The following is a 13,899-nucleotide window of genomic DNA, read 5'->3' as shown; positions in this document are numbered from 1 at the left end:
TTCTTCCGACATGCAAACTCAAAACAAGTTCAATCATAATACAAAGATCATCGGAATTATCGGACATCCGATTAAGCATTCATTTTCTCCATTGATGCATAATCTTGCATTCGAATTGACCGGGCTCAACTATATATATCTACCTTTTGATGTCCCGCCAACGATGCTGAAGGATTCGCTAAAAGGAATGATTGCTCTGGGCATCAAAGGTTTTAACGTCACCATACCTCTCAAAGAAAAAGTTATTCCGTTGCTTAAAGATATTTCTGAAGAGGCAAATATAATTGGTGCCGTCAATACTATTGTAAACGACGAAGGAATTCTTAGAGGTTACAATACAGATGTTCTGGGTGTCATTGAATCTTTGAATCCCTATAAAGAGGAATTGCAGAATTCGATAGTAACTGTCATTGGAGCTGGCGGGGCAGCCCGTAGTGTCATCTATGCTTTGATAAGACATTTCAAAGTAGAACGAATAAATATCGTTAACCGAACGGAGCAAATAGCCGAATCGTTGAAAGAATATTTTTCGACCAAGATGCTTTTCAGCAATATCAAGGCTTATCCCCTTGTACCGCCGGATTTGGTCGATACGTTCAATTCTTCAAAATTGATTGTCAATACCACATCAATGGGTATGTTCCCTGATATCGACGATGCCGCAACCACGATTCCAGAATCGTTTAACGACGAACAAATTGTTTTTGATGTGGTCTATACGCCGATTAAAACAAAGTTACTGAAACTGGCAGAATCCAGAGGTGCGCGTATTATTACAGGCTTGATGATGTTTGTGGAACAGGGTGCAAAGTCATTTGAGTTATGGACAGGCGAAGAGATGCCCAAAGATAAAATATACAAAGCTATCGAATCGTATTTAATAAATAATTAAAATAAACCCCGCTCCATTCGCGGGGTCAAATCTTTTGTGAAAGAGTTTATAATTTAATTCTCTTTTGCGCCTCTTCTGCAATTTCTGCCGAAACAATAATTCTTCCACACGATTCGCACGAGTAGAGTCGCTTGTTTTGTTTTATTTCCAGTTGTCTCTGAGGGGGAACAATATTATGGCAACCCGAGCAAGCTGCTCTGACGATTGTTGCAATTGCTTTGCCGCCAAGAGCCTTACGGATTCGCATGTAAGTATTGTAATCGGGTTTTCTTACTCTGGCTGCTGTCTTTTCCCGAATTTCTTTTAACTTAATTTCTTCTCTTTCGTTAGCCTTAATAATTTGTTTTAGTTCCGCTTCTTTAACTTTGAGTTCTTCATTAAGTGTATCGAGCTGAGGTTTCACTTCATTTATTTCGTTTTTCAATTTTTCGATCAAATTTTCGAGGGCAGTGTTTTCTTCTTCGAGCTTTTTAATTAATTCTTCGGCGTGGTCAATCTCTTTTGTAAGAGCATCATATTCTTTATTGTTTCTTACTTGATAAAGCTGACTTTTGAATTTTTTTAGATTTCCACGAAGACGCTCGATCTCATCGTCGTTTTCTCTTCTTTTTTTCAGAGAATCTTCTTTTTCGGTTTCCTTCGTACGAATTTGTTCTTGAAGTAATTCGATTTGTGTAGTAAGCTCGTTGACGGCGGCAGGCAGGTCACCCCTCAACTCTTCAAGCTGATCGAGTTGATCGTCAATTAACTGTAATTCATAGAGTACTGTTAATCGTTCTAACAATTTATTTATCTCCTTTATGTTTATAAAACTTTATCGGATTTGTACTGCGTGTGTATTTATAGATTTTGATTTCTTTGTCGTTTATAAACTTCTCAATTCTCTTTTTAACTTCGTCTAGAACGACCACTTCTGTTTCGTAATGTCCCGCATCGATCAGATGAATTTTATCAACAGCATCGTGAAATGTGTGATATTTGATATCAGCAGTGACAAATGCGTCGGCGCCTAATGCGATAGCTCTGCCAAGTAATTCGGAACCGGAACCCCCACATACGGCAACTTTGCGGATTATTCTTTGTTTCCCTTCAGTGAATCTGAAAGCTTCGAGTTTTAGAGACTCCATTAAATGGTCGTAAAAAGCAGAAGGTGTCATATCAGACGGCAATTCACCGATACAGCCAGCGCCGTAATTTTCGTTCTTATTTTTTAACGGGTAGATGTCGTAAGCAGGGGTTTCGTAAGGATGGTATCTCTCAATAGCCTCGAGTATACGGGGTAAGTGCCAGCTGTCGACAATTAATTCAAGTCGTATTTCCGTAGCTTTTTCGAAAATGCCTTTTTTGCCGACTACAGGATTTGAATTTTCGCTGCCTTGAAATGTACCTTCCCCTTTAAGACGGAAACTACAGCGTGAGTATTCGTCAATTATACCGCCTCCTGCTTCAAACAATTTTTCGGAAAGTAAGTCAACCGACTCTTCAGGTACAAAGACCACAATTTTAAGACGGTTGGAATCGGCATTTTGGAGAAATTTGATGTTTTGTAGATTTAATTTTTTTGCCAGTGCAAATGATACCCCGCCTTTGGTAAAATCGAGATTCGTATGTGCTGAATAGACGGTTAAACCGTTCGTGATAATTCTTTCTATTAAATTGTCCCTGTCGAATTCGATTTTTTTAATTGGATTGAAAATAAATGGATGGTGGGTGAAGATGAAATTACATTTCTTTTTGATGGCTTCCGAAACAACATCGTGATTTAGTTCGAGACATAACAGAATGTTTTTCAATTCTTTGTTCCGGGAGCCAATTTGAATGCCGACGTTATCTCGTTCCCATGCAGCTTCTTTTGGCGCCCACTCTTCAAGATACTTTGTCAGTTCGCCTATTTTCATATATATGCAAAAAAAAATGCACCCCGATTTTATTGGAGTGCATTTTTACCTTTAAGAATTATTACTGTAAGTCTCTGGTATTTTCGTTTTATAACTAAATGTGTCCATAATTATGTACAAAAATATGATTTCCAGTCTTCAATTTCAACACTGGCAAAAAATTAATCTTTTTCGACCCATTTCCCGTCTTCTTTGATCAATTCGATCAATTCGTCGAGAGCATACTCTGACTTGATATTCTTTTTGACAATTTCCTTTCCGCGGTAAAGAGTGATTCTGTCAGGGCCAGAGCCGACGTAACCATAGTCGGCGTCTGCCATTTCTCCCGGTCCGTTGACAATACAACCCATGATAGCAATTTTTACACCTTTTAAATGCTCGGTTCTTTTTCGGATTTTGTTTGTTACTTCAACCAGGTCGAACAATGTTCTGCCGCACGATGGACATGCGATATATTCGGTTTTGGAGATGCGAGTGCGAGTTGCTTGTAATATTCCAAACGATATTCTATTAATTAATTCAGTTGTTTTTTGGTCGCAGTTTTTATCAACAGACGAAATCCAGATCCCATCACCCAGTCCGTCAATCAGTAAAGCTCCAAAATCGGTCGATGCATAAAGCATTAGTTTTTCCGTGTCGCTTGTGTCGTAACTTCTCCGAATGACGATGGGATTTTTTATATCGTTTTCAATCATGTGAAAAAAAACTCTCCGCTGTTCGGCCATGCCGTGCAAATTACTTGTGGTCAGAACAAAAGTAATGCGTGGATCGTTTTTAATAATTTCGAGCGATTTATTTTTTAAATCGTTAACGTTTATTTCCACAAAATTCATTATAAACGATTTTGATTTAGACTGGACGAATTCTTTCGTCGAACTAAAATATGGGAAATACTCGGTTTTGCAATTCAAAATAATCCATTTGTCGTAATCTAAGATTGGTTTAAGATTGGTGGGTAGATTAAATGATGGAATATTTTTTCCGAGGTAAATACAATCGGCCGATTGGTCAGAGTAATTCCATTTGTCAGTTATTTTGTTGTATGTGTAGCCGATAGCACTGAGTTGACTTTCATCTTTTAAGTCGATATATGAAAAGTCGGCTATAACTTTCGGCACATTATTTTCACCAAAATCGGAGACGGCAAAAGTTTCCCGTCTCTTGTAGTTGAATGGATCGATAACGGCTTTTTTAATTGAGGGAATGGAAACGTGTCTACTGCGGTTTTCATATCTTTTGGCAAGTGTGATTGCCACAGGAATTTCGTTTTCGGGTTCTTCAGTCAGCGAAACACGAATTGTGTCGCCGAGCCCATCTTCGAGCAATGTACCAATTCCCACTGCAGATTTGACCCTTCCGTCTTCGCCATCACCAGCTTCTGTCACACCCAGATGGAGAGGATAATTGTAACCCTCTTCTTCCATTTTGTTGACGAGCAGTCGGTAAGCTTGCACCATAATTTGCGGATTGCTGGCTTTCATCGAAAGCACAATATCATGAAAATTTTCGTCCCGACAGATTCGCACAAATTCTAAAGCCGATTCTACCATTCCTAACGGTGTATCACCATAGCGGCTCATTATTCTGTCGGAAAGTGAACCGTGATTTGTTCCGATTCTAATTGCTGTGCCGTATTCCTTGCATATTTTGAGGAGTGGCACAAAACGCTCGCGTATCCTTTCTATTTCTTCTTCGTATTGTTTGTCGGTGTATTCAATGGTCTGGAATTTCTTTTTGTCGGCGTAATTTCCAGGATTTATTCGAACTTTTTCGACAATTCGTGCGGCTACTTCGGCGGCATTTGGTGTGAAGTGGATATCTGCAATCAACGGAACTTTGTAACACCTTTTGTGAAGTTCTTTCTTGATATTTTCAAGATTACGAGCTTCGTTTATGCTCGGAGCAGTAATGCGAACATATTCGCAACCTGCATTAATTAATCGGATCGATTGATTGACGGTTGCAATTGTGTCCATTGTGTTTGTTGTCGTCATCGATTGGACTCTTATCGGATTATCGCCACCGAGTGGAATGCCACCGATATTTACTTCTCTCGTTTTGAACCTTTTGTATCGTGTTGTGCTAACGCAGTATTTATATTTCTTTATATCCATTTTTTTCATTTTTTAATTAAACTGATAAACGTCTCGATAAATTCAATTGCCGATTGCGGATCCCGCGCTGTAATGATTCTCCCGTCTTTAACGACGGGCACGTCTTTGTATTTAATGCCTGATGATATTAATTCCGGTTTATCCGACGGGTAACAAACTGCTTCTTCGCCAAGTACACCGGCTTTTGCCAGAATCAATGGTGCGCTGCAAATTGCGCCAATCGGCTTTTTAATTTTATTAAATGCCTGAACAATTTTTATCAATTTTTGATTCCCTTTATAATTTCGTGCTCCAGCTCCACCCACTATAATTAATCCTTCGAAATTTGTCGGATGAATATTGTATAATTGAATGTCGTTTTTTACTTTTAATCCAGTAGAACCGAGGCATATGCCCGTTGCATCGGATGCAATAAAATAACTAATCCGCTCTTTTTTGAGTACAGAAGTTATTGCAAGATATTCCTCTTCGCTAAAATCGATTTGAGGGAGAAATAGTAACAGACTTTTCGGAATCAATAAATTTCTTTCCATGATGGTTATGCTAAAATAACAATATTAAAATTGACGGGCAATGTTGATTCGTTACCACTTAATGACTTAAGTTTACACGACTGATAGGAGACGGTTTGAAGAGATGAGAATACCTGAGGAAAAGATAGAGGAGATACGAAATGCAGCGGACATAGTCGATATTATTAGTCGGGAAGTTTCATTGAAGAAGCGTGGTAAAAATTTTGTTGGCTTATGTCCTTTCCATTCCGAAGATACCCCTTCTTTTACTGTTAGCAGGGAAAAACAGATTTATCATTGTTTCGGTTGTGGAGCTGGCGGCGACCTGTTCCGATTTATGATGGAGTTCAAAAAAATTTCGTTTGTCGAAGCTGTTCAGGAAATTGCCTCTTTAGTTGGCATTCCGATTCAACCCGAAAGTGGATATTCAGAAAAATATAAAACACAGGAAGAACTATACGATATCATGTCGATAGCTATCAGATATTTTACAGAAATTCTTCATAAAAGCAAAGAAGCCGAAGAAGCAAGAATTTATCTCACCAGACGAAACATTAAGCCTTCGACACAGAAACTGTTTAATATCGGATTTGCGCCTTATGGATGGGACAACTTTTTAACATTCGCAAAACAAAACGGGGTTGACCTTCAAAAAGCAAAATTGCTTGGACTTATCGATACAAAGCAGAACGGTGATTACTACGATAAATTGCGCGGCAGAATAATATTTCCCATTCATTCTACAAATGGAAGAATAATCGCATACGGAGCGCGTATACTCGACGATTCCGAAAAAGCCGCTAAATACATCAATTCGCCAGAAACCCCAATTTATTCCAAAAGAGAAGTGCTCTATGGTTTGTTCCATTCAAAAGAGGAAATACGAAAGCTCGACAGGGCTATACTGGTTGAAGGTTATATGGATTTGATTTCGCTCTTTCAAGAAGGAATTCAAAACGTGGTAGCTTCCTCAGGGACTTCATTGACAGAGGAACAGGTTACACTATTGTCAAGATTCACCAAGAATATTTATGTCTTATTCGACGCCGACGCCGCAGGCCAAAATGCAGCTCTCCGAAGTATTGAAATCCTTTTGAAGCATGATTTCGACATTAAGGTAGTTTCGCTGCCTGAGGGTGAAGACCCCGACTCATTCATCAAAAAACACGGCAGGGAGAAATTTCAGGAGCAGCTCCAGAAAGCACAAAATTTCTTCGAATTTACGGCTTCAAAATTTGACTCCGAAGGAAAATTCAACGACCCGTCGACTTCGGCGGAGGCTTTAAGAGAGATTATTAAAAGTCTTTCGCTTGTGAAGGACGAATTGAAACTTAACTTTTATATAAAATCGATTGCCAGAAAATTTAACTTACGCGAAAAATTGATCGAAAAAGAACTTGACGAGTTACGTAAAAGTTCCGTCGGCAAAAAAGAAGCGGGAAAAGTTTCGTCTGCTGGTTATGTCAGACCACAGATCAGTAGAACTCAGAAAGCAAATCCTTATGAACGCGAGTTGGTACGTCTTTTATTAAGTGGCAAAGAAGAGATTGTGGACTTTATTCTCGAAAAAGTTGGGTCGGAATCGTTTCGCCATCCGAATCTGAAAAAAATTGCAGAAATTGTGGCTGAATGCCATAAACACAATAATGTTTCAACCGCTTATATACTTGACCACATTACAGATGAGAGCTTGAGGGAATTTTTACGGTTATGGTTGATGAAGGACGAAGAGACATCATCAATCAGCGATAAATGGGAAAACTTTTATACAAGCGGAAAACTCGAAAAAGATACGCTTGCTCATGCAGTACAAACTGTAAGAAATTACTTTATCTTTAGAATCGATGAAGAAATAAAAAATAACAACGAATTAATTCAAAAGAACAACGATGAGTTACTTCATCTGGAATTGCTGAAACGGAATAAAGAACTGTACGAACAAAAGAAAGAGTTGTTGAACAACTGAGCCGAAAAATGAATTATAATCCTGCCCTTTACGAAATTAACATCCGTACATTTTTGAAAAGATTTGGAAAGAATGCCACATTAGAAAATATTCCGCATGACTTCTGGCTGGAACTCCGTTCAAAAGGAATCGATTATGTCTGGTTAATGGGCATCTGGAAAACGTGCGAAAAAAGTATCGACAAATATTGCTTTGAAGATTATCTGATTAAAAGCTACGACAAAGCGCTCAGCGACTGGCGCCGAGAGGACGTTATCGGGTCGCCCTTTGCAATCGACAGGTACGAGGTTAATCCCCGACTCGGTTCTGAGGAATCGTTATTAAAATTGAAGAAACAACTCAACAAAATCGGAATTAAGCTGATCCTCGATTTTGTGCCGAACCATTTTGGAGCAGATACAAGTCTTTTGAGCGAAATTCCGGAAATTTTTTTAAGAGTTGAAAAATCGAATTATTTGAAAGACTCACACACATTTTTCAAACCATTTGACGAAGAAGGATATTATGCACACGGTAGAGATCCCTTCTTTCCGGCATGGCAGGATACGATCCAAGTAAACTTACTGAGTAGAAAAACACGCAGCTATTATATCGAAACATTAAAGAATATTACAAACCTTTGCGACGGCATTCGATGCGATATGGCTATGCTTGCAATGAATAATGTATTCAAAAATACTTGGGCCGGGGTTTATGAAAATTCGAAAACCGAAGCTTCGGATATCGAATTCTGGGAAGAGATTATTGGAGCAGTACGGTTGTATCGGAGCGATTTTATTTTTATTGCCGAAGCTTACTGGGACCTCGAATGGAAATTACAGCAGCAAGGTTTCGATTATACTTACGACAAAAAATTAACCGACAGAATTACAGCAGGATATGTTAGGGATATTCACGACCATCTAAAAGCTGAGGAATCCTATCAAAAAAAATCAGTTCGATTTATCGAAAACCACGACGAAGAAAGATCTCTCGCGTTACTCGGTAAGGAAAAAGCCTTAGCAGCGGCAGTAATTATCAGTACCATACAGGGGATGCGTTTTTATTTCGACGGGCAATTCGAAGGTAAAAAAATAAAACTTCCAATCCAGCTCGGCAGAGAACCTGTTGAAGCTGTAAATAAAGAAATAAAAGATTTTTATGAAAAACTTTTGAAAATAACATCGTCAGACGTTTTTAAAAAAGGTAAGTGGAAACTCCTTGAACCCGAGCCCGCATGGGAGGGAAATTCATCACACCTGAATATGCTATCGTGGGAATGGAGATACAAAAATAAAAATTGTCTGGTGGTGATAAACTTCTCGGACAAAACATCTACGTGCAGACTTAAATTTGACCTCCGAAACTATGACGAAGTGATTGTTCTTAACGACTTGCTGAACGATAAAATTTATAGAAGGAATTCTGAAGAAATTATCATGCAGGGTTTGTACATCGAACTCAAACCATATTCTTCACATATTTTCATTTGGGAATAAGTAATAAAACAAAATCACCTACTTCATAGAAACTTTTGATAAATATCACATCAATAAATACTTGATAATTTTTAATTATAAAAAAAATTGCTATCTTTTATATCACTATTTGCTTCAAAGTGCTTTAAATTTATTGTCCTGTAAACTTTCAAAAGGGGGAAAGTTGGGAAGTAAACCGAAGATGGTTTCATTTTATGAAGAGGGCAAATTAGAAGCACTTGTCTTACTTTTAAAGAATTTACCAGTTCCTGCATTTCTGTGCAAAAAACGTCCCCGTAAAATTATTGCAGTAAACAAAGCTGCCTGCCAGCTGTATGGTTACTCCGAAAAAAAATTTCTGCAGATGCAATTTGACGAATTATTAATTGATAATAAGACTCCATTTAAACACAAGACAGGTACAGGAAAACCAGTTAATGTAAAACTTGCCCATGAGGAAATTGAACTTAATGGCAGAAAATTTCTTCTGTTACAGGTATGCGATGTAACTGAAGAAGCGGCAGCTCTCGATAAACTCCTTATTTCCGAAGAAAAATATAGAACTACTCTTTATAGTATTGGTGACGGCGTTATAGTAACTGACGACAGAGGGTGTATTACAATTATGAATCCGATGGCCGAGAAATTAACTGGATGGAGTGAGAAAGACGCAAAAGGAAAGAAACTCGTATCCATATTTAAGATTGTAAATGAATTCAGCCACAAGAAAGTTGAAAACCCGGTTTACAAAGTTTTAAGAAAAGGAATTGTAGTTGGACTGGCGAATCATACACTTCTTATTTCGAAAGATGGAAGTGAAATTCCGATACTCGATTGCGCCGCTCCAATTAAGGATAAAAGGGGTAAATTGGTTGGTGTCGTTCTTGTATTCAGAGATCAGACAAAAGAAAGAGAAGCACAAAGGAAAATCGAAGAAGCCCGCAAATTTGCTGACAGCATAATAGAGACTATTCGAGAACCTCTTGTGGTTCTCGATAAAAATTTTAAAATAATCAGAGCTAATAAATCCTTCTATTCAAAGTTTCTTACGAATCAGGGTAAAGTTGAGGGAAGGTTTTTTTTCGATATCGACAATGGCGCATGGGATATTCCCGACCTGAAAAAATTAATCAAAAAAATTCTTCCTCAAAATACTTCTTTTAACGATTTCGAAGTCGAGCATCGCTTCCCGAGAATTGGCAAAAAAACAATGCTTCTCAACGCCAGAAGGATTTATAGAGACGGCAATAAAACAGAGATGATATTACTGGCAATTGAAGATATTACAAAAAGAAAAGAAGACGAAGAAAAAATAAAAAAATACAACCAGCTTTATCAAGTATTGAGTAACGTAAATCAGGCAATAGTGCGCATCAACGACGAGAAAGAATTATTAGCAACAATTGCACAAATTGCCGTAACAAAAGGAGACTTTAATTTTGCGTGCATAGGAAAACTTAGCGGCAAATCTATCGAAATTGTATCGAAATCAGGCAACGAAGAGCTATTCCCATTTGAAAATATTCCTGTCTATAAAACTAAATCGAATTTATTGATAGATGCATTGCTCAAAAAAGAAAAACAAATTATAAATAACCTGCAAAACTTCAATAAAAGCAAATACCTGAAAAGAGCCGTCGACATAGGGGCCAAATCGTGTGCTCTTCTGCCAATTACTCTAAATGGCGAAAGCTGGGGTTTGCTGATTTTAATTAGTGAAACACCGAAATTATTTGATGCCGACGAAATTAATCTTCTCGACGAACTCATCCTCGACATTTCATTTGCACTCGAATATTATAGAAAAGAAAAGGAAAGATTAATTGCTGAAAAAGCAGTCCATGAAAGCGAGGCTCTCTACCGAACGCTCCTCGAGTCAAGCGAAGATTCAATTTATCTTGTCGGTACCGACGGAAGATATCTTTATGTAAACAATAAATATTTGTCGAGATTGGGAATGCCTGCCGAAGAAATAATCGGTAAGCATTATTCCGAATTTCACACTCCCGATGGCACCGAGGATTTCTTAGCGAGAATTAATTATGTGATTTCGAACAAAAAGTCGGTCACTTACGAATACAGAAGCAATCGCGACGGGCACTACTTTATACGCACGCTAAGTCCTGTAATCGACAAAGTCAGTAATGCCGTTAATGCCGTTACGATTATATCGAAAGACATTACCGAGCGTCGGCTAACCGAATTACAATTGAAGGAGAGCGAAGAAAAGTTTAGAAAACTCGCCGAATCGACCAACACAGCAATCTTTATTTATAAAAACACAAAGTTTGTATATGTCAACAGAGCAACGGAAATTCTGACGGGTTATAGTGCAGAAGAATTATACGAAATGAATTTCTGGGATGTTGTTCATCCGGACGACAGGGAATTGATTATTAGGAGAGGGATGGCTCGCCTGAGAGGCGAAGCGGTACCATCAGCTTATGAATTCAAAGTATCCAGAAGAGACGGCATGACGAGATGGGTCAGTTTCACTGCAACTCTGATTGATTATCAGGGAGAGACGGCGGCTATCGGCACGGCATTCGATATCACAGAAAAAAAATTTGCGGAAGAAGCCCTTAGAGAAAGTGAAGAGCGATTCAGAACTATATTCGAAAACCTTACTGTAGGTGTTTACCGCGCAGATTTCAACGGCAGATTAATTATGGTTAATCCATCATTCGTAACAATGCTTGGCTACGAAAACGAAGAGGAAATGCTCAAGAATAATACTATTAAAGATTTTTGTCAGGATTTAGAATTAAGGAATAAATTTTATAATATTCTTCTCGAAGAAGGAATTGTTTATCGATTCGAAGAGGTATGGAAAAAGAGAGACGGAAAATTAATTAATGTCAAAGAAAGCGCTCGTGCATACAAAGACGATAAAGGCAATATCTCTTTTTATGAATGCGTTGTGGAAGACATTACTATCCTTAAAAATGCTGAGCGCGAATTAATCCTCGCCAAAGAAAAAGCTGAAAAAGCCGACCGTATTAAAACAAATTTCCTGGCTCAAATTTCCCATGAAATCAGAACACCAATAAATGTGATTGTTAATTTCAATAATCTAATTAAAGAAGAAATAAAAAATTACATTAGTGACGAAATTATGGATGGTTTTTCTGCTGTCGAACAGGCAAGCAGAAGAATAATTCGTACAATCGACTTAATATTGAATGTTGCCGAAATTCAAACCAATGCTTACGATCCGATATTCAGAAATGTTAATATCAAAGATGATATAATTACCAATGTGATAATGGAATATTCAATTTATGCAAGGATTAAGAACCTTTCATTGAGTGAAAATTATCAGACGGATCAATTAAATGTCTGCTGTGACGAGTACAGTGTATCTCAAATTATTGCCAACCTCGTCGATAATGCAATTAAGTATACGCCAGAAGGCAAAGTAGAACTTAATGTAAGACGTAACGAATACAATAAGCTTGTCGTTGAAATAAAAGATACAGGCGTTGGAATGAGCGACGATTTTTTATCACAACTTTTTAAACCTTTTACTCAGGAAGAGTCCGGTTATACAAGGAAATACGAAGGCAGCGGACTCGGGTTGGCATTAGTTAAATATTATTGTGAACTCAACAATATCGACATAAATGTAGAAAGCAAGAAAAGCCACGGAACAAAATTCACACTTATATTTAGTTAAAATTTATTATTTATTTTAATGAGATTAATTCATAAGTTTAAATGAAAAATTAAGGGAAAGCAAGAAATGAGCGAAGCCAGAAAACCCACTCTTTTGATTGTCGAAGACGATTTTGAAAATCAAAAATTCCTTCAGCTCTTTCTTAAAAGAAAATTTGATGTCGAAGTGTGCGATTCAGCCGAAACTTTCTACGAAAAAATGAAAGAAAAAAAGATCGATATTATTCTTATGGATATCTCGCTCAGAGGAAAAAAAGACGGGCTCCAACTGACAAGAGAATTGAGGGAATCTGAAGAATATAAAAATATGCCAATCGTTGGTCTCTCGGCACATGTTTTTCAAAGAGACAAAGACAACGCTTACAATGCGGGTGTCGATATCTTCCTAACAAAACCAATTTCAAACAGCGTTTTGATGGAAACGCTTATTAAAACACTCGAAAAAAAGACAGGAATTAAAGTCGAATAATTTTTATCGAACTTTTCGATTTTCTACTGCGTCTAACGGGGCAAAATTAATCGAGGTATTTAATGAAAAAAGTGATCATTTTATTGATTGTCCCATTAGTATATAGTTTCGGACAAAATTACAATTCTGATGCAGAGATGCATTTTCACAAATGGTGCAATTGGTATAAAGGCTCGCCCATGCTCGAGCTAAATTATGGATTGGCTTATCCCGAGTATAAGAAACTTCAGGGAAATTTTGCTGACTTTGCTGCTATCGATATTAAACTTGGTTATGCACAAATTGACACCTTTGAAATGAATGTAATTCAACTGAACGAAAAGTTTTTGACTGGCGGTAAAGTCTCTTCGAAATTCCTCGAAGATGAGAACGGAGGCTACAAAGCCGATATATGGAAATTCGGATTCGGCGAACGAGATGGATACGGATACAGATTCAATAAAATTGGTGTCGAGCTTTATACTCAGCAGGGTTTCCTCTGGTCAGATTTTAAATTGGAGGAGGGAAACAGCACCGACACGGAATCGTTGCTTGAAGATATTCAACTACTCAAACGTTTCGAAAGCAGAATTCGATTTGGTTCGAATGGCGAAGCAGGATTAAAGTTCCGATTTGGAAATTATCTGGCAATTAATGCCGCTTATGAATACAATCAAATTTTCCCGCGACACCTTTTCTGGAAACATCTGGGTAGCCTGGCAATCGAAAACGCAGCCAGTCAGCTGCTCGATGAATTTATAGATGAAGTAGCATATTCCTCACCCGTTGCCACTCCTTTAGTTCATGCCCTCTTGAAAGGTGGACTCTCCTACGCATTTTATGAGTTGAGAAAAGAAAGAATGAACTGGCCATTTGAGAGTGAATCTCCACTTAGTTACGCGGTTTTAAAATTTGGAGTTTCATTTACTTTTTAAAA

10 protein-coding genes are annotated in these 13,899 nt (G+C 37.8%); 6 read left to right on the top strand and 4 right to left on the bottom strand.

The window, feature by feature from the left end; all coding sequences use genetic code 11:
• Nucleotides 1-10 precede the first annotated feature (10 nt).
• A complete protein-coding gene (locus tag ACSSV9_RS08075) occupies nucleotides 11-892 on the top strand; it encodes a shikimate dehydrogenase (protein ID WP_437346737.1) in 882 nt (293 codons plus the stop codon).
• 46 nt (nucleotides 893-938) lie between these two features.
• Here the strand turns inward: ACSSV9_RS08075 and ACSSV9_RS08070 are convergent, their stop codons facing one another.
• The 4 genes from ACSSV9_RS08070 to ACSSV9_RS08055 all read right to left on the bottom strand — a co-directional run bounded on the left by ACSSV9_RS08070 (nucleotide 939) and on the right by ACSSV9_RS08055 (nucleotide 5,437).
• Nucleotides 939-1,676 carry a zinc ribbon domain-containing protein gene (locus ACSSV9_RS08070; protein WP_437346736.1) on the bottom strand — a complete coding sequence of 246 codons (738 nt, stop codon included), beginning with the start codon at nucleotides 1,674-1,676 and terminating at the stop codon, nucleotides 939-941.
• A 1-nt stretch (nucleotide 1,677) separates the two neighbouring features.
• A complete protein-coding gene (locus ACSSV9_RS08065; RefSeq protein ID WP_437346735.1) occupies nucleotides 1,678-2,790 on the bottom strand; it encodes a Nif3-like dinuclear metal center hexameric protein in 1,113 nt (370 codons plus the stop codon).
• Between the two features lie 161 nt (nucleotides 2,791-2,951).
• Nucleotides 2,952-4,904, bottom strand: coding sequence for a (E)-4-hydroxy-3-methylbut-2-enyl-diphosphate synthase (gene ispG / locus ACSSV9_RS08060; RefSeq protein ID WP_437346924.1), 1,953 nt, complete (start codon nucleotides 4,902-4,904; stop codon nucleotides 2,952-2,954).
• 5 nt (nucleotides 4,905-4,909) lie between these two features.
• Nucleotides 4,910-5,437 (bottom strand): DJ-1/PfpI family protein, encoded by a 528-nt coding sequence (locus ACSSV9_RS08055; RefSeq protein WP_437346734.1) that lies wholly within the window; start codon nucleotides 5,435-5,437, stop codon nucleotides 4,910-4,912.
• 103 nt (nucleotides 5,438-5,540) lie between these two features.
• On the opposite strand from ACSSV9_RS08055, the gene dnaG reads away from it, so the two are divergent.
• The 5 genes from dnaG (at nucleotide 5,541) to ACSSV9_RS08030 (ending at nucleotide 13,897) form a co-directional block, all read left to right on the top strand.
• Nucleotides 5,541-7,382: a DNA primase gene (dnaG, locus tag ACSSV9_RS08050; RefSeq protein WP_437346733.1), complete on the top strand. Its 1,842-nt coding sequence runs from the start codon at nucleotides 5,541-5,543 to the stop codon at nucleotides 7,380-7,382.
• An 8-nt stretch (nucleotides 7,383-7,390) separates the two neighbouring features.
• Nucleotides 7,391-8,860 (top strand): alpha-amylase family glycosyl hydrolase, encoded by a 1,470-nt coding sequence (locus ACSSV9_RS08045; protein WP_437346732.1) that lies wholly within the window; start codon nucleotides 7,391-7,393, stop codon nucleotides 8,858-8,860.
• A gap of 163 nt (nucleotides 8,861-9,023) precedes the next feature.
• Nucleotides 9,024-12,515, top strand: a complete 3,492-nt coding sequence (locus tag ACSSV9_RS08040; RefSeq protein ID WP_437346731.1) for a PAS domain S-box protein — start codon at nucleotides 9,024-9,026, stop codon at nucleotides 12,513-12,515.
• A 66-nt stretch (nucleotides 12,516-12,581) separates the two neighbouring features.
• A complete protein-coding gene (locus ACSSV9_RS08035) occupies nucleotides 12,582-12,983 on the top strand; it encodes a response regulator (RefSeq protein WP_437346730.1) in 402 nt (133 codons plus the stop codon).
• 62 nt (nucleotides 12,984-13,045) lie between these two features.
• On the top strand, nucleotides 13,046-13,897 hold the full coding sequence (locus tag ACSSV9_RS08030) for a hypothetical protein (RefSeq protein WP_437346729.1): 852 nt from the start codon (nucleotides 13,046-13,048) through the stop codon (nucleotides 13,895-13,897).
• Nucleotides 13,898-13,899: the final 2 nt, after the last annotated feature.

Origin of the sequence: Melioribacter sulfuriphilus (assembly GCF_051488685.1) — a bacterium.
In the GTDB taxonomy this organism is placed as follows: Bacteria; Bacteroidota; Ignavibacteria; order Ignavibacteriales; family Melioribacteraceae; genus Melioribacter.
Note: the sequence above shows the minus strand (reverse complement) of the source record. Positions and strands in the feature narration are given on the sequence as shown.